The following is a 21,157-nucleotide window of genomic DNA, read 5'->3' on the forward strand; positions in this document are numbered from 1 at the left end:
GCGGGTGTTTCACGTGAAACACCCCCCGAACCACCCTTCTGCCTCCTCTGAATTCCCCCGTTCCCGGTGTCACCGGATCGGACCGAAGGGCCTGTTTCACGTGAAACCAATCGATCCCCGTCTGCTGCGCTACGCCCGGGCCACCCGGCTCTTCCTGGTGGCGGTCGTCGGTCTCGGTGTCCTCGGGGCCGGTCTGGTCATCGCCCAGGCCATGCTGATCGCCGAGGTGGTGGTCGGCGCCTTCCAGGGCGGGCTGCCGGTCACCGAACTCCGCACTCCCCTGCTGTTGCTGGTGGCGGTCGCGGTCGGCCGGGCGCTGGTGTCCTGGCTCACCGAACTCGCCGCCCACCGGGCCGGTGCGGCCGTGAAGTCGGAGCTGCGGGGCAGGCTGCTGGAGCGGGCCGCCGCGCTCGGCCCCGGCTGGCTCAGCGGACAGCGCACCGGCTCGCTCGTCGCCCTCGCCACCCGGGGCATCGACGCGCTGGACGACTACTTCGCCCGCTATCTGCCGCAACTGGGGCTCGCGGTGGTCGTCCCCGTGGCGGTGCTGGCGCGGATCGTCACCGAGGACTGGGTGTCCGCCGCGATCATCGTCGCCACCCTGCCCCTGATCCCGGTCTTCATGGTGCTGATCGGCTGGGCCACCCAGAACCGGATGGACCGTCAGTGGCGGCTGCTGTCCCGGCTGTCCGGGCACTTCCTGGACGTGGTGGCGGGGCTGCCGACGCTCAAGGTCTTCGGCCGGGCCAAGGCGCAGGCCGAGTCGATCAGGCGGATCACCGGCGACTACCGGCAGGCGACCATGCGGACGCTGCGGATCGCCTTCATCTCCTCCTTCGCGCTGGAGCTGCTCGCCACCATCTCGGTCGCCCTGGTCGCCGTCACCATCGGCATGCAGCTCGTGCACGGCGAGTCCGATCTCTACACCGGTCTGGTGATCCTGATCCTGGCGCCGGAGGCGTATCTGCCGCTGCGGCAGGTGGGCGCGCAGTACCACGCGGCGGCCGAGGGGCTGGCGGCGGCCGAGGAGATCTTCGAGGTGCTGGAGACGCCTGTGCCGGAGCGGGGTACGGGGGCCGTCCCGGCGGGGGCGGGGGCGATGCTGGCGGGTGCGGGTGCCGTTCCGGCGGGTGCGGTCGCCTTCGAGTCGGTGACCGTCCGCTACCCCGGCCGGAGCACCGACGCCGTCTCCGGGGTGTCGCTCACCGTGGCACCCGGCGAGACGGTCGCTCTGGTGGGGCCCAGCGGCACCGGCAAGTCCACGCTGCTGAACGTGCTGCTCGGGTTCGTCCGGCCGAGCGCGGGACGGGTGCGGGTCGGCGGTGCCGACCTGGCCGATCTCGACCCGGAGCAGTGGCGGTCCCGGATCGCCTGGGTGCCGCAGCGCCCGCATCTGTACGCGGCGAGCATCGCCGAGAACGTCCGCCTCGCCCGCCCCGACGCCGATGACACCGCCCTGCGGCGGGCGCTCGCGGACGCGGGGGCGCTGGAGTTCGTGGACGCGCTGCCCGAGGGCGCCGCCACTGTGCTCGGCGAGGACGGGGCCGGGCTGTCGGCGGGGCAGCGGCAGCGGCTCGCGCTGGCCCGCGCGTTCCTCGCCGACCGGCCCGTCCTGCTGCTGGACGAACCGACGGCCGCGCTGGACGGGGAGACCGAGGCCGAGGTCGTCCGGGCGGTGGGGCGGCTGGCGGCCGGGCGGACCGTGCTGCTGGTGGTGCACCGTCCGGCGCTGCTGGCGGTGGCGGACCGGGTGGTGCGGCTGGCGGGGACGGAGACGGTGGCGCGGCCGGCGGGGGCCGAGACGGTGGCGCGGCCGGCGGGGATGGACAAGGGGGCGCCGCTGCCCGTGTCGTCGGCGGGCACCGCCGGGGGCGGGGTGGCTCGGACCGCCGTTCGGGGGGAACGGGCTGAGGAGGCTGTGCCGGGGGAGCGGGCCGGGGAGGCCGTCCGGGGGGAACGGGCCGAGGAGGCCGTCCGGGGGGTACCGGCCAAGAAGGCCGTCCGGGGGGAATCGGCCGAGGAGATCGAGGCGTGGCCGTTCGACGGGGTGCCCGGTGCCGCCGTGGTCCGGCGCCCCGGGGACGAGGCCGCCGAGGTGCCCCGGGCGGGCCGGACGGGGCATGTGCTGGCGCGGGTGCGGGCCATGTCCGGCGCCCGGCGCGGCCGGCTGGGGCTCGCGCTGCTCCTCGGGAGCCTGGCGCTCGGCAGCGCGGTCGGGCTGATGGCCACCTCCGGCTGGCTGATCTCCCGCGCCTCGCAGCAGCCCCCGGTGCTATATCTGATGGTGGCCGTCACTGCGACCCGGACCTTCGGCATCGGCCGGGCGGTGTTCCGGTACGCGGAGCGGCTGGTGTCGCACGACGCCGTGCTCCGGATGCTCGCGGACACCCGGGTCGCCGTCTACCGGCGCCTTGAGCGGCTGGCGCCCGCCGGGCTGCGGCGGACCCGGCGGGGCGATCTGCTGTCCCGGCTGGTCTCCGACGTGGACGCGCTCCAGGACTACTGGCTGCGCTGGCTGCTGCCGGCCGGTGCGGCGGTGGCGGTCTCGGCCGCGTCCGTCGGCTTCACGGCCTGGCTGCTGCCCGAGGCGGGTGCGGTGCTCGCGGTGGGGCTGCTGCTGGCCGGTGCCGGGGTGCCGCTGATCACCGGGGCCGTGTCCCGGCGCGCGGAACGCCGGATGGCGCCCGCCCGGGGCGAACTGGCCACCCGGGTCACCGACCTGCTCACCGGCACCGCCGAACTCACCGTCGCGGGCGCCCTGCCCGCCCGGACCGCGAAGGCCCGCGAGGCCGACGGGGTGCTCACCCGGATCACCTCGAGGGCCGCCACCGCGACCGCCCTCGGCGACGGACTGACCGCGCTGATCACCGGCCTCACCGTCGCCGGGGCCGCGCTGGTCGGCGTCCAGGCGGTGGCCGCCGGGCGGCTGGACGGGCTGCTGCTGGCCGTGGTCGTGCTGACCCCGCTCGCCGCCTTCGAGGCGGTGCTCGGCATGCCGATCGCCGTCCGCTTCCGCCAACGGGTCCACAAGAGCGCCGAGCGGGTGTACGAGGTGCTGGACGCGCCGGAGCCGGTACGGGAGCCGGAGCGGCCCCGGCAGGCACCGGCCTCGCCGTTCCCGGTCGTCCTCAAGGGGCTCACCGCCCGGTACGCCGGGCAGGACCGGGACGCGCTCGCCGGGGTCGACCTCACCCTCGGCGAGGGCCGCCGGATCGCCGTCGTCGGCGCGTCCGGCGCGGGCAAGTCCACGCTGGCGCAGGTGCTGCTGCGGTTCCTGGACGCGGACGCGGGCGCGTACACGCTGGCCGGGGTGGACGCGTACGCCCTCGACGGGGACGACGTCCGGGGGCTGGTCGGGCTGTGCGCCCAGGACGCCCACCTCTTCGACAGCTCGGTCCGGGAGAACCTGCTGCTGGCGCGGCGGGACGCGACCGAGGGGGAGCTGCGGGACGCGCTGGGCCGGGCCCGGCTGCTGGAGTGGGCCGAGGGGCTGCCCGAGGGGCTGGACACGCTGGTCGGGGAGCACGGGGCGCGGCTGTCGGGCGGTCAGCGGCAGCGGCTCGCGCTGGCCCGCGCGCTGCTGGCCGATTTCCCGGTGCTGGTCCTGGACGAGCCCGCCGAGCATCTCGACCTGCCGACTGCCGACGCGCTCACCGCGGATCTGCTGGCCGCGACTGAGGGCCGGACGACCCTGCTGATCACCCACCGGCTGGCGGGGCTGGAGGCCGTGGACGAGGTCGTCGTCCTGGACGCGGGCCGGGTGGCGCAGCGGGGGACGTACGCGGAGCTGGTGGCGGTGGAGGGGCCGCTGCGCGAGCTGGCGGCGCGGGAGGCGGAGACGGAGGGGTTGGTGGGGGTAGGGGTGGGGGTGGTGTAGGGGGGGGCGGCTGTGAGTGAGGGGTGGTGGGCGTTCGGTGGGTTTTCGGTCCTCCCGCTTTTCATGGCAAATAGGACTAATTACCCTCGGGGGATGGTAGCTGCCGTCCCGCCCCCCGGCTCCTCCGGTTCCCCGGGCGCTTCCGGTTCCCCCGGCTCCTCCGGCGCTTCCGGTTCCCCTGGGCCCCTCGTGCCCGGTGAGGGTCTCCCCGGGAGGCCGGGTGGGCGGGTGGCGCGGCTGCTGGAGGCGATGCGGGCGGTCGGCAGCGGCCTGGAACTGCACTCCACGCTGGACCGCATCTGCGAGACCGCCGCCTCCCTGACCGACGCCCGCTACGCCGCGATCGGCGTGGTCGCCGAGGACCGGGACGGTCTGGTCGACTTCGTCTACCACGGCATCGACGAGGAGACGGCCCGCCGGATCGGCCGTCTGCCGGACGGGCACCGGGGGCTGCTCGGAGCGCTCATCCACGACCCGGAACCGGTGCTGCTCGACGATCTGAGCAGCGACCCGCGCGCCTGCGGCTTTCCCGCGCACCACCCGGCGATGCGGGGCTTCCTGGGCGTCCCGATCCGGGTGCAGGGCGAGATCTTCGGCAATCTGTATCTCACCGAGAAGCGCGGCGGGGGCCCGTTCGGCGCCGACGACCTCGGCATGGTGCGGGTGCTGGCCACCGAGGCGGGCATCGCGATCGGCAACGCCCGGCTCTACGAGGCCGCCAAGCAGCGCGAACGGTGGATCGACGGGTCGGTCGCCGTCACCACCGCGCTGCTGTCCGGGCAGGACGCGGACGACGCCCTCCAGGTCGTCGCCGAGCAGGCCCGGCGCCTGTCCGGGTCGGCCGCCGGGTTCGTGCTGCTGCCCGCCGACGAGGGCGGGCTGGAGATCGTCGCCGTGGCCGCCGCCGACCGGTCCGCCGGGGCCCTCGGCCGGGTCATCCCGCCGGACAGCAGGATCGTCGCCGAACTCCTCGTCGGAGAGGCCGTGTTCCTGGAGGACGCCGCCACCGACCACCGGATGGTCACCGACCTCGCCCGGCCGTACGGGCCGACGATGATGCTGCCGTTGCAGAGCGACGGCCGGGTCCTCGGCACCCTGGTGCTGCCCCGGGCGCGCGGCGAGCGCCCCTTCACCGAGGCCGAACGCACCCTGGCGATCCAGTTCGCCTCCCAGGCGGCGCTGGCCCTGATGATGGCGGAGGCCCAGCGCGACCGGGAGCGGCTCGCGGTCTACGAGGACCGCGACCGGATCGCCCGTGACCTGCACGATCTCGTCATCCAGCGGCTGTTCGCGACCGGCATGATGCTGGAGAGCGCCCAGCGCCGCTCGGTGGTGCCGGAGGTGCGCGACGGGGTGGGCCGGGCGGTGGACGAACTCGATGTCACCATCCAGGAGATCCGCACCGCGATCTTCGCGCTCCAGCAGGGTCCGGCCGAGGTGCCGTCCGGGCTGCGCACCCGGGTGCTGCGGGAGATCAGCACGGCCGCCGTGCCGCTCGGCTTCAAGCCCGCGCACCGGTTCATCGGCGCGCTGGACACCCTGGTCGGCGAGCCGACCGGCAAGAACCTGATCGCGGCGCTGCGCGAGGCGCTCTCCAACGCCTTCCGGCACGCCGGGGCCTCCCGGATCGAGGTGGTGGTCGACGCGACGGTACGGCTCCCCGACGGCCGCGAGGGCGTCCGCCTCACCGTCGCCGACGACGGGGTCGGCATCCGCGAGGGGGGCCGCCGCAGCGGCCTGCGCAACCTTCGCCTCCGCGCGGAGTCCCTCGGCGGCGACAGTTGGTACGGGCCGGGCATCGGGGCGGACGGGGGCGGGGCGAGCGTGGTGTGGGAGGCGCCGTATTAGGGGGCGTCCTACGGGGGAGGCGTGCGGGGCGCCCCTACTCCCCTCCGTACCACCTGTACCGCCCGTACCGGTCATTCGGCCCCGGCCGCGCTCCCCCCCCCCGTCCGCGCCCCCCGCCCGTTTCCACCCGTCCGCAGCAACCCGTCCCCCGGCCGTACGACCTGAACGCGCCCCGCTCCCCTCCCGCGGGCCACGATCGCTGACATGCGCTCACTTCGCCGCCGTCCTCTGCTCGTCACGGTGCTGTGCTGTGCCGCCGCCGTGCTCGCGGCCCGGCCGACCGGTCCTTCGGGGGACGGGGACGGGGACGGGGACGGCTCGGCCGCGGCGCAGGTGGCGCGGCTCTACGCGGACGCGGCGACGGCCGGCCGGCAGTACGAGGAGGGCCGGCGGGAGGCGGAACTCCAGCGAGCCGAGGTCCGGCGGCTGGAGGGGCTGCTCGACGAGCGGCGGCGGGAGATCGCCGTCCTCCACGAGGACCTCGGCCGGATCGCGCGTGCCCAGTACCGCGACGGCGGGGGGCTGCCGCTGGCCGCGCGGATCGTACTGGCCCACAGTCCCGAGGAACTGATGCGCCGCCAGCACGCCCTCGCGCAGACGAACACGGCCGTCGGGCACGCCGTCGACAGGAGCGTGCGCGCCGAGCAGCGCCTCGCCGCCGACGAGGCGAGGGCGGCGGCGGCCTGGCGGGACCTCCGGGAGCACACCGCCGAACTCGCCGCACTGAAGCAGCGCATCGAGGCCGAACTGGAGCGGGCCCGGGGGCGGTTGCAGGGCGAGGCCGACGCGTCCGCCGCAGCGGGCAGTTGCCGGGGCGCGGTCCGGCTGGACCAGCCGCCGGAGGGGTTCGCGGCGGGCTGGGTGGCGCCGGTGGAGGGCTACGAACTCTCCGCCGGGTTCGGCAGCGGCGGGGCGCGCTGGGCGAACCGGCACACCGGGCAGGACTTCGCGGTGCCGGTCGGCACACCGGTCCGGGCGGTCGGGGCGGGCCGGGTGGTCCGGGTGGGCTGCGGCGGGGCGTTCGGCATCCAGCTCGTGCTCCAGCATCCGGACGGCTCCTACACCCAGTACGCCCATCTCGCGTCGGTGGCCGTCGACCAGGGGGAGCGGGTGGCGGGCGGCCAGTGGATCGGCCAGTCCGGCACGACCGGCAACTCCACCGGCCCCCATCTGCACTTCGAGGTACGGGTCACCCCGGAACCGGGGTCGGGGGTGGATCCGGTGGCGTGGCTGCGGGGGAGGGGGGTGGGGGTGTGAGCCGACCGGGGTGCGGGACGGGGTGGACGGGACGGGCGACGGGGGACAGGGGACAGGGGTGGGCGGATCCGGGACGTGGGATCGAGGTGGCCGGGATCGGGCCCGGGTGCGAGCCTGGGAGGGGGCCCGAACGCCGGACCGCGACGACGGCCGTCCCGCTCCCGCTCCCCGTCCCGTTTCCCCGTCCCCCTCCCTGACCCGCTGCTGTGCCCTGCCCTACCTCACCCGCCGCTCCCCCAGCATCCGTTCGATGATCACCGCCACCCCGTCCTCGTTGTTGGCGACCGTGCGTCCCGAGGCCGCGGCGATCACCTCGGGGTGGGCGTTGCCCATGGCGTACGAGCGGCCTGCCCAGGTCAGCATCTCGACATCGTTGGGCATGTCGCCGAAGGCCACGACCTCCTCGGGCGAGATCCCGCGCTCGGCGCAGCACAGGGCGAGCGTGCTGGCCTTGGAGACACCCGGCCCACTGATCTCCAGCAGCGCGCTGGGGCTGGACCGGGTGACATTGGCGCGGTCGCCGATGGCGGTCCGGGCGAGGGCGAGGAAGACGTCCGGGTCCAGCGTCGGATGGTGGGCGAGGATCTTCAGCACCGGCTCGGAGGCACCCGGCGCGTCCCCGCGCAGCAGCACCTCGGCCGGCGCCCGCACATCCGGTATCTCCATGTGCAGCTTGGGATAGTCCGGCTCCTGATTGAAGCCGTACGTCTGCTCCACCGCGTACACCGTCCCGGGCGCCGCGTCCCGCAGCAGCCGTACGGCGTCCAGCGCGTTGTCCCGGGCCAGGTCGCGCACGGTGACGAAGCGGTGGGCGCCGGGTCCGCCGTGCAGATCGACGACGGCGGCACCGTTGCCGCAGATGGCGAGGCCGTGCCCGTGGACATGGTCGCTGACGACATCCATCCAGCGGGCCGGGCGGCCGGTGACGAAGAAGACCTCGATGCCCGCCTCCTCGGCCGCCGCGAGGGCGGCGACGGTACGCGGGGAGACCGACTTGTCGTCGCGCAGCAGAGTGCCGTCGAGGTCGGTGGCGATGAGTCGGGGCGGCGTGGCGGCGTCCGGGGTACCGGGCTGTCGAGTCGCTGAGGTCACCGGGTCATTGTCGCGCATATGCCAGTAGGACCGGGTGGGCCGGGTGGGCCGGGTGGAAACGGCTCTCCGGACGGCACCTACCCCAGTTGCGCCACTCCCTCCATCGCGATCTGCTCGAAGATCTTCTGGTCGGCGGCGAAGTCGGTGTCCGGGATGGGCCAGTGGACGACGATCTCGGTGAAGCCGATCTCGCGGTGCCGCCCGGCGAAGTCCACGAACGCGTCCAGCGACTCCAGGGGCCGGGCCCGGTCCGGGGTGAACCCGGTGAGCAGGATCTTGTCCAGGGCGTTCACCTCCCGGCCCAGCTCGGCGCAGGCGTCCGCGAGCCGCTCGACCTGGCCGCGCAGGGCACGTACCGACTGCTCGGGGGTGCCGGTCTCGTAGAGCTGGGGGTCGCCGGTGGTGACCCATGCCTGGCCGTGGCGGGCGGCGAGGCGCAGTCCGCGCGGCCCGGTCGCGGCGACGGCGAACGGCAGCCGGGGGCGCTGCACACACCCGGGGATGTTGCGGGCCTCGTGCGCCGAGTAGTAGTTGCCCTCGTACGACACCGCGTCCTCGGTGAGCAGCCGGTCGAGCAGTGGGACGAACTCGCCGAACCGGTCGGCGCGCTCCCGGGGCGACCAGGGCTCCTGGCCCAGCGCGGTGGCGTCGAAGCCGGTGCCTCCGGCGCCGATCCCGAGGGTGATCCGGCCGCCGGAGAGGTCGTCGAGTGAGATCAGCTCTTTGGCGAGGGTCACCGGGTGCCGGAAGTTCGGGGAGGTGACCAGCGTGCCCAGACGCATTCGCTCGGTGACGCCCGCGGCGGCCGTCAGGGTCGGTACGGCCCCGAACCACGGGCCGTCGCGGAAGCTGCGCCACGACAGATGGTCGTAGGTGTATCCGGCGTGGAACCCGAGCTGCTCGGCCCGCTCCCAGGCTCCGCGACCCCCCTCCTGCCAGCGGCGATGCGGAAGGATCACGGTGCTCAGGCGCAGATTCATAGGTCCGAGCCTAAGCCTGCCGCCCCGGTTCCACGTCTTTCGCGTGTTTCACGTGAAACATCCACCGCACCGCACCTCACTTCCCTTCTCCTCCCCTCCCCCCTCCCCTTTCCCCGCTCCTCCCTTCCTCTCCTCACCGCACCTGCTCGCTCAGCCATGGTGTGAGGCTGATCATCGCGATCAGCTCCTTGTAGGTCCGGTCGCCGGGCAGCGGCACGATCAGGCGGTAGCCGGGCGGGAAGAGGCGGCCCTTGACATAGGCCAGGCCGCCGTAGACCGAGCGGAGGAAGTCGGGGACCTCGTCGCGGGGGATGTCGTGGAACTCGACACCGTCGACCTTGATCAGCGCGTCGTCCTCCGGGAAGAGCCGGACATCCACCACGGGCGAGCCGCCGAACTCGACGTAGGCCTCGTGCGGCAGCGAGCCGTCCGGGTCGGTGGTCACGCCGACGCCGGCCGCGCTGCGCCGCGAGGTCTGGTCTGCGCCGATGTCATGGCCGACGAGGATCTCCCGCCCGTACTCCTCGGCGAGGGCACGGAGGGCGGTGACGGCGGCCTCGGTGGTGGGAAGGTGCTCCATGGGCACGATGATGCGATGCATCGCGCGCCGGACGCGAGTCCGCTCGCCTTCGCCGGGCCCTCGGACGCGAGTCCGCTCGCCTTCGCCGGGCCCTCGGACGGGAGTCCGCTCGCCTTCGCCGGGCCCTCGGACGGGAGTCCGCTCGCCTTCGCCGGGCGGCCGGGAGGAAGCCGCCGGCCTCTCCCCGAGCCACTGCGCCCGACCCCGCTCAGCCTCCCCCGGGCTCTCCCCCGTGGCTCCCCGCTCCCCCCGCTCCCCCCGTGCCTCCCGCTGCCCCCGGAAACCGCAGATACCCCGCCGGTACCGCCGCCGTCAGCCACACCCCGTTCGCGCTGACCTGGAACTCATGGCCGTCCCGGTGCATGGCGCCGGAGTCGACGGCGAGCACCACCGGGCGTCCGCGGCGGGCGCCGACGCGGGTCGCGGTCTCGCGGTCGGCGGAGAGGTGTACATCGTGCCGGTTCATCGGCCGGAGGCCCTCCGCGCGGATCGCGTCGAGATACCGCGCGACCGTGCCGTGGTAGAGGTACGGCGGCGGGGTGGCCGGGGCGAGGCCGAGGTCCACGTCGATGGTGTGGCCCTGGCTGGCGCGGATCCGGGTGCCCTCGACCGCGAACCGCTTCTTGTCGTTCGTGGCGACCACCCGGTCCAGTTCCTCGCGGGTGAACCGGAAGCCGTGGGCCGCCGCCGCGGTGATGAGGGCGTCGATCTCGACCCAGCCGCCCGCGTCTGGCTCCAGCCCGATCCGTTTGGGCTGGTGGCGAAGGTGCTTGGAGAGGTACTTCGACACCTTCACAGTACGTCGTTCGTCCATCCCGTCAGAGTGCCGGGCGAGACCTGAATCACGCATATGATTTTTGCGCCCCAGGTTTGATCCACAACCAACAGTGGTTATCCACAGATGAATTGGCGATTCTGTGGACAACTACTCTTGATCTCCAGGGGCTTTCGCGAAAAAGGCTTTGATATAGGCGATTTGGGGAAAGTCCTCTGCCTCACCCCGACTTCCCCAACACCCCTCCCTACACCGGTGGTTCCACCCGGGCCAGCGCCCGCAGCGCCCCCGGCAGAAAGCGGGACAGCAGCCGCGCCCCCCGTGCCTCGGGCGTCACGGGAACCACCGCCTCATTGCGCACCACGGCCCGCAGAATCGCGTCCGCGACCTTCTCCGGCGGGTAGTTGCGCATCCCGTACAGCCGCGCGGAGCGCTTCCGGCGGCGCTTCTCCTCCTCCGCGTCGACCCCCGCGAAACGGGCGGTGGAGGTGATGTTGGTGTTGACCAGGCCGGGGCAGATGGCGGTGACTCCGATGTCCTGACCGGCGAGTTCGGCGCGCAGGCACTCGCTGAGCATCAGAACGGCCGCCTTGGTGGTGCTGTAGGCGGGCAGCGCCCTGGACGGCTGATAGGCCGCCGCCGAGGCGATGTTGACGATCTGGCCGCCCTGACCGCGCTCGGCCATCTGGCGCCCGAACAGCCGGCAGCCGTGGATCACCCCCCAGAGGTTGACGTCCAGGACCCGGCGCCAGTCGTCGGTGGTGGTGTCGAAGAATGAACCGGACAGCCCCACCCCGGCGTTGTTCACCAGGACGTCGACCACCCCGTACTCGGTGGCGACCTTCTCCGCGAGCTTCTCCATGGCCTCCTCGTCGGCCACGTCCACGGTCTCCGGCCAGGCGTCCCGGGCGCCGATCAGCCGGGCCATCTCGGCGGTCCTGGCGGCCGTTTCGCCGTCCCGGTCGACCGCCACCACCCGGGCTCCAGCCTCCGCGAACGCGAACGTCGTGGCCCGCCCTATGCCGCTGCCCGCGCCCGTGACCAGCACCAACTGCCCGGCGAACCGGTCGGCATGGCGACCGGAGGCCGTCCGGGGCTCGGGCCGGCCGCCCTCGACGCCGGAGATGAACTCCTCGATCCAGGCCGAGACCTGCTCCGGCCGGGTGCGCGGGATCCAGTGCCGGGCGGGCAGGGTCCGCCGGGTCAACTGCGGAGCCCACCGTTCCAGATCGTCGTAGAGCCGCTCGCAGAGATAGACGTCGTCGAGGGGGGTGATGAGCTGTACGGGGGCGTGGGCGTGGGCGTCGGGGCGGGGGCGGGTGAGGCGGCGGCGGACGTTGTCGCGGTACAGCCAGGCGCCGTGCGCGGCGTCCTCGGGGAGCGAGGGGGTGGGGTAGCCGTCGTCGGAGACCCCTTCCAGACGCTTCAGGATGCCGGGCCAGCGCCGCCCGAGCGGTCCGCGCCAGGCCAGTTCCGGGAGGGCCGGGGTGTGCAGCGCGTACACGTACCAGGACCTGGCGCCCTGCCCGAGGAGCTGTCCGGCGCGGCGCGGGGTGGGGCGCTTGAGGCGGGTGCCGATCCAGTGGCCGAAGTGGTCGAGGGAGGGGCCCGACATCGAGGTGAAAGACGCGATCCGCCCCTCCGTGCGCCTGACCGTCACGAACTCCCAGGACTGCACCGAGCCCCAGTCGTGCCCCACCAGATGCACCGGCCGGTCCGGACTGACCGCGTCCGCCACAGCCAGGAAGTCATCGGTGAGCTTCTCCAGGGTGAACCCGCCGCGCAGCGGACGCGGGGCCGTCGACCGGCCATGGCCGCGGACGTCGTACAGCACCACATGGAAGCGGTCGGCGAGCCGGGCGGCGACCTTCGACCAGACCTCCTTGCTGTCCGGGTAGCCGTGCACCAGGACGACGGTCGGGGCCGCGCTGTCGCCCAGTTCGGCGACGCACAGGTCGACGCCCCCGGTCGCCACCCGGCGCTCCCGCGCGCCCTCCAGCCCGCTCAGGCCCGCTTCGTCGCGGCCCATACCCGCTTCGTCCCGGCTCATTTCTCCTCCGCCCAGCGCCGCACGTGCGGCAGATCGTCGTCCAGCCAGAAGGCGCTCTCCTCGGGGTCCTTCGCGTCGGTGACGACGAGGATCTCCTCGAACTTGGCGCCGGTGCCGCGGAACCCGAGGTGCGGCTCGACCGCCCACAGCCCCGGCCGCGGCGGATGATCGGAGCAGCGGTACGGCGACCAGAGCGGCGACCAGCCCTCGCGGTGCCCATGCAGGGCGTCGGCCGCGAGCCCCTTCAGGGACTGGGTGCCGAACCCGAACAACTGCGGTGACCAGCGGCGTTCCTTCACCCGGTCCACCTTGTGGGCGATCACCCCGAACGGATACGCGCGGTGCCGGTTGGCATGGCCCTGGCGGATCAGGAGCCGGTCCACGTCCTCGTAGATCTCCCGCAGCGGGCGCCGCTCCCGCACCTCCCGCAGGATCAGTTCCCGATGCGCCTCCAGGTCCGCCATCAGCCGGTCCTGCACGGGGTTCGGGCCGAGCGAGCCGGAGTAGCCGACATCGGCCGTGTACCCCTCGAAGACCGGGGCCATGTCCAGGATGAACGGCATCCCGGGCTCCAGCGCCCGGTTCGTCGGGAAGAACTGGAGCGGGACCCGGAAGTTCACGAACGCCGTGCGGTCGCCGAACCAGGCGAACGGCAGATGGAACCAGTCCCGCACCCCCCGCTCGCGCAGCCACGCGCGCTGCATCCGGGCCGCCTCACGCTCGGTCACCCCGGGCGCGAGCCGCGCGGCGACCGCCTCGGCGCACGCGTACGCCAGCCGCTGCACGGTCCGGAAGCCGCGTAGCTCTTCCGCGTATCCGCTGGTCAGCGCAGTTTTCCCGCTGATCGGCGTTGTCGTCCCGCCGGTCGCCGCCGTCGTCCCGTTCATTGCCGCCGTCATCGCATCCCCGCCCCACCGGTCGCGGTACGTGGTCGTAACTTGACGTTGCCGAATCTCGCACTTGTTAGAGCTTGCGTCAATAAGGCGGGTGGGGCCGGCTCCCCGGGGGCGCTGAGTACGGCCCTACGCGCGGGTTCCGTACGGCTCTGCGCACGGCTTTCGCGCGGCTGTGCGCACAGTCTGCGCACGGCTTTCGCGCGGCGTCCCCGAGAGGTTCTCCGGGGGACCCGCACCCCCCTGGAGGGGGACCCTAGGGGTCCCGTACGACTCCAGGGTGAGGCGAAGACGGCTCTCCGGGGTGACGACCGGCGTGGCCCGCGTCACTACGGTTTTCCCTGTGACTGTGATCTCGACCGAAAGCCTGAGCAAGCGGTTCCCCCGGGTGACCGCTCTTGACCGGCTCTCCGTGGACGTCGGGCCCGGTGTGACCGGACTCGTCGGAGCCAATGGAGCCGGCAAGTCCACACTGATCAAGATCCTGCTGGGTCTGTCCCCCGCCACGGAGGGCCGCGCCGAAGTGCTCGGCCTCGACGTCGCGACCAAGGGCGCCACCATCCGTGAGCGCGTCGGCTATATGCCGGAGCACGACTGCCTGCCGCCCGATGTCTCGGCCACCGAGTTCGTCGTGCACATGGCCCGGATGTCCGGCCTCCCGCCGACCGCCGCGCGCGAGCGCACCGCCGACACCCTGCGCCACGTCGGGCTCTACGAGGAGCGCTACCGCCCCATCGGCGGCTACTCGACGGGCATGAAGCAGCGCGTCAAGCTCGCCCAGGCGCTGGTCCACGACCCGAAGCTGGTCTTCCTCGACGAGCCGACCAACGGCCTCGACCCGGTCGGCCGCGACGAGATGCTCGGCCTGATCCGCCGGATCCACACAGACTTCGGCATTTCGGTCCTGGTCACGTCCCACCTCCTCGGCGAGCTGGAGCGCACCTGCGACCATGTCGTCGTGGTCGACGGCGGCAAGCTGCTGCGCTCCAGTTCCACCACCGACTTCACCCAGATCACCACCACCCTCGCCATCGAGGTCACCGACACCGACGCCCACCCCGACGGCACCCGCGCCCTGCGCGAGGCCCTCCTCGCACGCGGCATGGAGGTCCAGGCCGGCAGCGGACTGCCCGGCGCCGGACACATCCTGCTGCTCACCGCCCGCGGCGAGGAGACCCACGACCTGGTCCGCGACCTGGTGACCGACCTGGGCCTCGGCCTGGTGCGCATGGAGCAGCGCCGCCACCACATCGCCGAGGTCTTCACCGACGAGGCGGCCGGCGCCTCGGCCGACGCGCCCGGCGACATCTCTGGTGGTGCGCCCGGCGGCGCGTCCGGCGGGGTGCCCGGCACGGAGTCCGGTGGCGCGCCCGGCAGCGAGTCCAAGGAGGCCGTCGGCCATGGCCGTTGAGCACCCCGTCGCCCCCGCCCCGGGCGGCGACCAGACCCGTATCCACAACATCGGATACCGCAATTACGACGGTCCTCGTCTCGGCCGCGCCTACGCCCGCCGGTCGCTGTACTCGCAGTCCCTGCGCGGCGCCTACGGCCTCGGCCGCTCGGTGAAGTCCAAGGTGCTGCCGATGCTGCTCTTCGTGGTGATGTGCGTGCCCGCGGCCATCATGGTCGCCGTCGCCGTCGCCACCAAGGCCAGCGAACTGCCCCTGGACTACACCCGCTACGCCATCGTGATGCAGGCCGTGATCAGCCTGTTCGTCGCCTCGCAGGCACCCCAGTCGGTCTCGCGCGACCTGCGTTTCAAGACCGTCCCGCTGTACTTCTCGCGGCCGATCGAGACCTCCGACTACGTCCGCGCCAAGTTCGCGGCGCTGGCCTCCGCGCTGTTCCTCCTGACCGCCGCCCCGCTGCTGGTGCTCTACATCGGAGCGCTGCTGGCGGAGCTGGACTTCGCCGACCAGACCAAGGGATTCGCACAGGGACTCGTCTCCGTGGCTCTGCTCTCGCTGCTCTTCGCCGGCCTCGGCCTGGTCATCGCGGCCGTCACCCCGCGCCGCGGCTTCGGCATCGCCGCCGTCATCGCCGTCCTCACCATCTCCTACGGCGCGGTCTCCACCCTCCAGTCGATCGCCGAGGTGCAGGGCAGCGCGAGCGCCGTCCCCTGGATCGGCCTGTTCTCGCCGATCACGCTGATCGACGGGGTGCAGACCGCGTTCCTGGGCGCCGGATCGGCGTTCCCCGGCGGCAACGGCCCCTCGGCCGCCGAGGGCGTGGTCTACGCCCTGGTCGCGCTGGGCTTCATCGCCGGCTGCTACGGCCTCCTGATGCGCCGCTACCGAAAGGTCGGACTGTGACCACCCTCTCCCTCGACCATGTCTCCCGCTGGTTCGGCAATGTGGTCGCGGTCAACGACATCACCATGACCATCGGCCCCGGCGTCACCGGCCTGCTCGGCCCCAACGGCGCCGGAAAGTCCACCCTGATCAACATGATGGGCGGCTTCCTCGCCCCCTCCACCGGCACGGTCACCCTCGACGGCCGGCAGGTCTGGCGCAACGAGCAGATCTACCGGCACATCGGCGTCGTCCCCGAGCGCGAGGCGATGTACGACTTCCTCACCGGCCGCGAGTTCGTCGTCGCCAACGCCGAACTGCACGGCCTGGGCGACCGGGAGGCGCGCAAGGCGCTGGCCACGGTCGAGATGGAGTACGCCCAGGACCGCAAGATCGCCACCTACTCCAAGGGCATGCGCCAGCGGGTGAAGATGGCGTCCGCCCTGGTCCATGAACCATCGCTGCTGCTGCTCGACGAACCCTTCAACGGCATGGACCCCCGCCAGCGCATGCAGCTCATGGACCTGCTCCGCAGAATGGGCGACGAGGGGCGCACGGTGCTGTTCTCCTCCCACATCCTCGAAGAGGTCGAGCAACTCGCCTGGCACATCGAGGTCGTGGTCGCCGGACGCCACGCGGCCAGCGGCGACTTCCGCAAGATCCGCCGCCTGATGACCGACCGGCCGCACCGCTATCTGGTCCGCTCCAGCGACGACCGCGCGCTGGCCGCCGCCCTGATCGCCGACCCGTCCACCTCCGGCATCGAGGTCGATCACGCCGAGGGCGCGCTGCGCATCCAGGCCGTCGACTTCGGCCGGTTCACGACCCTGCTGCCGCGGGTGGCCCGTGAGCACGGCATCCGGCTGCTCACGGTCTCGCCGTCCGACGAGTCCCTCGAATCCGTCTTCTCGTATCTCGTCGCGGCGTAGGAGGCCGAACCATGTACGACCCCACAGTCGCCCGGCTCACCTACCGGGCCCTCCTCGGCCGGCGCCGCGCCCTGATCCTCGGCGCGCTGCCGATGCTGCTGATCGTGATCGCGGTGATCGTGCGCGCCCTGGTCGGCGCGGACGACCAGACCTCGTCCGACCTCCTCGGCGGGCTGGCGCTGGCCACGATGGTGCCGATCATCGGCGTCATCGCCGGAACGGGCGCGATCGGCCCGGAGATCGACGACGGCTCGGTGGTGTATCTGCTGTCCAAGCCGCTGAAGCGGCCGACGATCATCTTCACCAAGCTGATCGTCGCCATCGCCGTGACCATGGTCTTCTCGGCCCTGCCGACCCTGATCGCCGGATTCATCCTCAACGGCAACGGCCAGCAGATCGCCGTCGCCTACACGGTGGCCGCGCTGGTCGCCTCCATCGCGTACGCGGCGATGTTCCTGCTGCTGGGCACGGTCTCGCGGCACGCGGTGGTGTTCGGGCTGGTCTACGCGCTGGTCTGGGAGGCGCTGTTCGGCTCCCTGGTGCCCGGCGCGCGCACCCTGAGCGTCCAGCAGTGGTCGCTGGCGGTGGCCCAGCAGGTCTCCGGCAACGAACTGGTCACCTCGGACGTCGGCCTGAGCACGGCGACGATCCTGCTGGTCGCGGTGACCGTCCTGGCCACCTGGTACGCCGGGCAGAAGCTGCGCACACTGACGCTGGCCGGGGAGGAGTAGACGGCCTCCGGCCTGTACCCGCCGGAGTTGCCGGGGGTGCGGCCCCCGTCCACCAGGGCTCGGGCGTCACCAGGGCTCTGGCGTCACCAGGGCTCTGGCGTCACCGGGGCTCCGGTGTCACCAGGGTCCTTGACGGGGGCTTCACCCGCCGCCGGGCACACTGGCGGAACGGGACACAAGAGATGTGTCCCGAAAAGTACGCCGAAATCCATGAGGGAACGCGGGACGCGGGGAATGCAGGGCCGCGGGGAACGCGGGTCGGGAAGGGAACGGGGATGGCAGACAAGACGCCGGCCACCGGCGACCGTGACGAGGGGGACTGGGAGGGCGGCCTGGTCCTGGACGAGGACTTCATACGCTCCGCGGAGACCGCCGAGCCGTCCGCCCGGGCCCGGATGCTGGCCGCCCGCTGGCGCCGGGAGGAGCCGGAGCCGCAGCCCTGGCGCTCGGACGAGCCGCCCGCGGGCTGGTTCTTCAGCAAGGCCCGTCGCCGCAGGTGGCGCCGCCGGTAGAGCGGTCGGCCGGGGCGGGACGCCAGGTGGGCGGCCCGGGGTAATTCGGTGGCGGCCGACCCCTGGTACGGGCACAGTGGAGATGTCCACGACGCCGGATCGGACCGGCGTGACGAGCGGGGAGAGGAGCGGGGCGATGTCGATGCACGACAGTACGTCCGGCTTCTGTCAGGGTGGCCCGCGGCGGACTCCGGAGTAGTTACGCCTCCGTCGAGTCCGATCGCCAAGGAGCCGCCCGGGGCGGTCGCTTCGAGCACGTGACGCCCCTGCGCGGGCGCCTCACGTGGACCGCCCTCCCGGAGGATTGGCCGAGTGGTAAGGCACGGGTTTGCTACGCCCAGGTCGGGTCCTTGAGGCCCGCGCACGTTCGAATCGTGCATCCTCCGCCCTGGAGTACCGACATGAGACCGCCGGCCCCAACGACGACAGCGGTATCAACACCGCCACCGACCTGAGACCGCGACCCACCTGAGCATCCCCGGGGACCGGCGACCGCCGGGCAAGCCCCTCACCCTGAGTCTCGGCCTTCCAGGCTCAACCCCGACCCCTCAGCCCAGCAACCGCTCCAGCACCACCGCGATGCCGTCCTCGTCGTTCGTGGTGGTCACCTCGTCGGCGACCGCCTTCAGTTCGGCATGGGCGTTGGCCATGGCCACCCCGTGCGCCGCCCATCCGAACATCGGCACATCATTGGGCATGTCGCCGAACGCGATGGTGTCGGCCGAGGTGAGGCTGAGCCGACGGGCGGCCAGCGAGAGGCCGGTGGCCTTGGTCAGCCCGAGGGGGAGGAGTTCGACGATCCCCTCACCGGCCATGGCGACGGTGACGAAACCACCGGCGGCCTGGCGGGCGGCCTCGGCGAGCGCGTCGTCGGAGAGCGTCGGGTGCTGTATGTAGATCTTGTTGAGCGGGGCGGTCCAGAGGTCGGACACCTCCGTGAGGGGGACGGCGGGCAGGGTGCCCTGGAGGGCGTAGCCGGGGCCGACCAGGACATCGCCGTCCAGGCCGTCCCGGCTCGCCGCCAGGAACAGCGGGCCGGTCTCCGCCTCGATCTTCGCCAGCGCGAGCGCCGCGAGCTGCCGGTCCAGGGTGACCGAGGTGAGCAGCCGGTGCTCCCCGGCGTGGTACACCTGCCCGCCCTGGCCGCAGACGGCGAGACCCTGGTAGCCGAGGTCGTCGAGGATGGAGCGGGTCCAGGGGACCGCGCGGCCGGTGACGACGATGTGTGCGGCGCCCGCCGCGGTGATGGCGGCGAGCGCGTCACGAGTGCGCGCGGAGACCGTCCCGTCGGAGCGCAGAAGCGTTCCGTCCAGGTCGGTCGCGATCAGCCGGTACGCCAGGTCCTGGCCCAGGCCCGCCGCGCTCACTTGGCCACCGGTTCCAGGACTTCCCGCCCGCCCAGGTAAGGGCGCAGCACCTCGGGGACGCGGACGGAACCGTCGGCCTGCTGGTGGTTCTCCAGGATCGCCACGATCGTGCGCGGTACCGCGCACAGGGTGCCGTTGAGGGTGGCCAGCGGGCGGACGGTCTTGCCGTCACGCATCCGGATGGCGAGGCGGCGGGACTGGTACTCGGTGCAGTCCGAGGTGGAGGTCAGCTCGCGGTACTTGCCCTGCGTGGGGATCCACGCCTCGCAGTCGAACTTGCGCGAGGCCGAGGAGCCGAGGTCGCCGGAGGCCACGTCGATCACCCGGAACGGCAGCTCCAGGGCGGTCAGCCACTGCTTCTCCCACTCCAGCAGCCGCTGGTGCTCGGCCGCGGAGTCCTCGGGGGCGACATACGAGAACATCTCGACCTTGTCGAACTGGTGGACGCGGAAGATGCCCCGGGTGTCCTTGCCGTGCGAGCCGGCCTCGCGGCGGAAGCACGGGGAGAACCCGGCGTAGCGCAGCGGCAGGCGGTCGGCGTCGAGGATCTCGTCCATGTGGTACGCGGCGAGCGGGACCTCGGAGGTGCCGACCAGATAGAGGTCGTCCTTGTCGAGGTGGTAGACGTCCTGCGCGGCCTGGCCGAGGAAGCCGGTGCCCGCCATCGACTGGGGGCGGACCAGGGCCGGGGTCAGCATCGGGGTGAACCCGGCCGCCGTGGCCTGGGCGATGGCCGCGTTGACCAGGGCCAGCTCCAGCAGGGCGCCGACGCCGGTGAGGAAGTAGAAGCGGGAACCGGAGACCTTGGCGCCGCGCTCGACGTCGATCGCGCCGAGGAGGGTGCCCAGCTCCAGATGGTCCCTGGGGGTGAAGCCCTCGGCGTCGAAGTCGCGGTGCGTGCCGTGCGTCTCCAGCGTGACGAAGTCCTCCTCGCCGCCGACGGGGACGTCGGGGTGGATGAGGTTGCCCAGCCGGCCGAGGAGTTCCTGGGTCTCGGCGACGGCGGCGTCGCGCTCGGCGTCGGCGGCCTTGACATCGGCGGCGAGCTGACCGGCCTGCTTCAGCAGCGCGGCCTTCTCGTCGCCGGTGGCCTTGGGGATCAGCCTGCCGAGCTGCTTCTGCTCGGCGCGCAGTTCGTCGAAGCGCACGCCGGAGGACCTGCGCCGCTCGTCGGCGGAGAGAAGGGAGTCGACGAGAGCGACATCCTCTCCACGGGCGCGCTGGGACGCGCGCACACGGTCGGGGTCCTCACGGAGCAGACGAAGGTCAATCACGCGCCCCAGGCTACCGGTGTGCGAGGAGCGGTCACGACTCATAAAGGGGTGGTGCGGCTTACATAGGGTTATGGGGGAATTGCCGCATGTGTCAAGAAAGATCTACCGGATCCCTGGAACGGGGGAGTCGAACGACGGCCGGTTGACCGGAATTCCTTGTGGAGAACGGGACTTGGGGGTTCGGTTGTCCACAGCGATCCACACTCTTCGAAGGGTTATCCACAGGCTGTGCGGAAGATCTGTGGACATCGGAATTGATCACTCCGAGCACCGTGATCGACAACGGGAATTCCCGGCTGAAACCTCCCTTAAGCCCACGTTCGAGTGGAAATGAGTAACTCTGAAGAGTTGCCCTTGGGAAAACAGTGGACGACGGGTGATGCACGGGTGATGTGCGCTCCGGTGGACGGGGTGAGGGCGAGCAGAGCGATTTGTCGACCGGCTCGCGCTGCCGTGTCGACTTGTCCCCAGGTCGAGAAGCCCACCTGTGGATAACTCCTGTGGATAACGAAAATCAGCAGGTAGGACTGGTGTGGCGGGCGGGGTGAAGGTGGCGGATGAGGCAGGTGGGGTTGATGTGACAGGTGTGATGCATGTGAAAGCCGTCGGAGGTGGAGAGGTAAGGCGTACGGGATCACTGAGGGACGGGGACGGGGAGGGGAAGGAAAAAGGAGGAAGGAGGAGGAGGGCGTAAGGGGAAC

Annotated in this window: 16 protein-coding genes and 1 tRNA gene; 9 read left to right on the forward strand and 8 right to left on the reverse strand. The window is 72.3% G+C overall.

From position 1 onward, the window contains the following. Nucleotides 1-100 precede the first annotated feature (100 nt). The 3 genes from cydD to AB0O01_RS27235 all read left to right on the forward strand — a co-directional run bounded on the left by cydD (nucleotide 101) and on the right by AB0O01_RS27235 (nucleotide 6,982). Nucleotides 101-3,877, forward strand: a complete 3,777-nt coding sequence (gene cydD / locus AB0O01_RS27225) for a thiol reductant ABC exporter subunit CydD (RefSeq protein WP_365317345.1) — start codon at nucleotides 101-103, stop codon at nucleotides 3,875-3,877. A gap of 249 nt (nucleotides 3,878-4,126) precedes the next feature. Continuing rightward, nucleotides 4,127-5,725, forward strand: a complete 1,599-nt coding sequence (locus tag AB0O01_RS27230; protein WP_365317604.1) for a GAF domain-containing protein — start codon at nucleotides 4,127-4,129, stop codon at nucleotides 5,723-5,725. 204 nt (nucleotides 5,726-5,929) lie between these two features. After that, on the forward strand, nucleotides 5,930-6,982 hold the full coding sequence (locus AB0O01_RS27235) for a M23 family metallopeptidase (RefSeq protein ID WP_365317347.1): 1,053 nt from the start codon (nucleotides 5,930-5,932) through the stop codon (nucleotides 6,980-6,982). 216 nt (nucleotides 6,983-7,198) lie between these two features. On the opposite strand, the gene AB0O01_RS27240 is transcribed toward AB0O01_RS27235, so the two are convergent. The 6 genes from AB0O01_RS27240 to AB0O01_RS27265 form a co-directional block, all read right to left on the reverse strand. After that, nucleotides 7,199-8,092, reverse strand: a complete 894-nt coding sequence (locus AB0O01_RS27240) for a Cof-type HAD-IIB family hydrolase (RefSeq protein ID WP_365317349.1) — start codon at nucleotides 8,090-8,092, stop codon at nucleotides 7,199-7,201. 59 nt (nucleotides 8,093-8,151) lie between these two features. Then, nucleotides 8,152-9,054: an LLM class flavin-dependent oxidoreductase gene (locus AB0O01_RS27245; RefSeq protein WP_365317351.1), complete on the reverse strand. Its 903-nt coding sequence runs from the start codon at nucleotides 9,052-9,054 to the stop codon at nucleotides 8,152-8,154. 133 nt (nucleotides 9,055-9,187) lie between these two features. Further along, nucleotides 9,188-9,634: a hypothetical protein gene (locus AB0O01_RS27250; RefSeq protein ID WP_365317353.1), complete on the reverse strand. Its 447-nt coding sequence runs from the start codon at nucleotides 9,632-9,634 to the stop codon at nucleotides 9,188-9,190. Between the two features lie 208 nt (nucleotides 9,635-9,842). Beyond that, nucleotides 9,843-10,448, reverse strand: a complete 606-nt coding sequence (locus AB0O01_RS27255; RefSeq protein WP_365317355.1) for an RNA 2'-phosphotransferase — start codon at nucleotides 10,446-10,448, stop codon at nucleotides 9,843-9,845. Between the two features lie 208 nt (nucleotides 10,449-10,656). Beyond that, complete coding sequence (locus AB0O01_RS27260; RefSeq protein ID WP_365317357.1) at nucleotides 10,657-12,459, reverse strand: SDR family oxidoreductase; 1,803 nt, start codon at nucleotides 12,457-12,459, stop codon at nucleotides 10,657-10,659. Next, entirely contained in the window at nucleotides 12,456-13,346 is an 891-nt protein-coding gene (locus AB0O01_RS27265; RefSeq protein WP_365317359.1) for a M24 family metallopeptidase, read from the reverse strand. Before AB0O01_RS27265 ends, AB0O01_RS27260 begins: the two co-directional genes overlap by 4 nt. 355 nt (nucleotides 13,347-13,701) lie before the next feature. Between AB0O01_RS27265 and AB0O01_RS27270 the strand changes: the two genes are divergently transcribed. The 6 genes from AB0O01_RS27270 to AB0O01_RS27295 all read left to right on the forward strand — a co-directional run bounded on the left by AB0O01_RS27270 (nucleotide 13,702) and on the right by AB0O01_RS27295 (nucleotide 18,201). Then, nucleotides 13,702-14,763 (forward strand): ABC transporter ATP-binding protein, encoded by a 1,062-nt coding sequence (locus AB0O01_RS27270; protein ID WP_365317606.1) that lies wholly within the window; start codon nucleotides 13,702-13,704, stop codon nucleotides 14,761-14,763. Further along, nucleotides 14,753-15,664: an ABC transporter permease gene (locus tag AB0O01_RS27275; RefSeq protein ID WP_365317361.1), complete on the forward strand. Its 912-nt coding sequence runs from the start codon at nucleotides 14,753-14,755 to the stop codon at nucleotides 15,662-15,664. The genes AB0O01_RS27270 and AB0O01_RS27275 overlap by 11 nt, the downstream gene beginning before the upstream one ends. Further along, nucleotides 15,661-16,572 carry an ABC transporter ATP-binding protein gene (locus AB0O01_RS27280; RefSeq protein WP_365317363.1) on the forward strand — a complete coding sequence of 304 codons (912 nt, stop codon included), beginning with the start codon at nucleotides 15,661-15,663 and terminating at the stop codon, nucleotides 16,570-16,572. The genes AB0O01_RS27275 and AB0O01_RS27280 overlap by 4 nt, the downstream gene beginning before the upstream one ends. A gap of 11 nt (nucleotides 16,573-16,583) precedes the next feature. Further along, entirely contained in the window at nucleotides 16,584-17,303 is a 720-nt protein-coding gene (locus tag AB0O01_RS27285) for an ABC transporter permease (protein WP_365317365.1), read from the forward strand. A gap of 275 nt (nucleotides 17,304-17,578) precedes the next feature. Next, complete coding sequence (locus AB0O01_RS27290; protein ID WP_365317367.1) at nucleotides 17,579-17,815, forward strand: hypothetical protein; 237 nt, start codon at nucleotides 17,579-17,581, stop codon at nucleotides 17,813-17,815. Nucleotides 17,816-18,113: 298 nt separating this feature from the next. Continuing rightward, nucleotides 18,114-18,201, forward strand: a tRNA-Ser gene (locus AB0O01_RS27295). 162 nt (nucleotides 18,202-18,363) lie between these two features. On the opposite strand, the gene AB0O01_RS27300 is transcribed toward AB0O01_RS27295, so the two are convergent. After that, entirely contained in the window at nucleotides 18,364-19,182 is an 819-nt protein-coding gene (locus tag AB0O01_RS27300) for an HAD family hydrolase (RefSeq protein WP_365317368.1), read from the reverse strand. Then, on the reverse strand, nucleotides 19,179-20,456 hold the full coding sequence (gene serS / locus AB0O01_RS27305) for a serine--tRNA ligase (RefSeq protein ID WP_365317370.1): 1,278 nt from the start codon (nucleotides 20,454-20,456) through the stop codon (nucleotides 19,179-19,181). Before serS ends, AB0O01_RS27300 begins: the two co-directional genes overlap by 4 nt. Nucleotides 20,457-21,157 lie beyond the last annotated feature (701 nt).

It is taken from the genome of Streptomyces sp. NPDC093252 (assembly GCF_040683675.1).
Classification (GTDB): Bacteria; Actinomycetota; Actinomycetes; order Streptomycetales; family Streptomycetaceae; genus Streptomyces.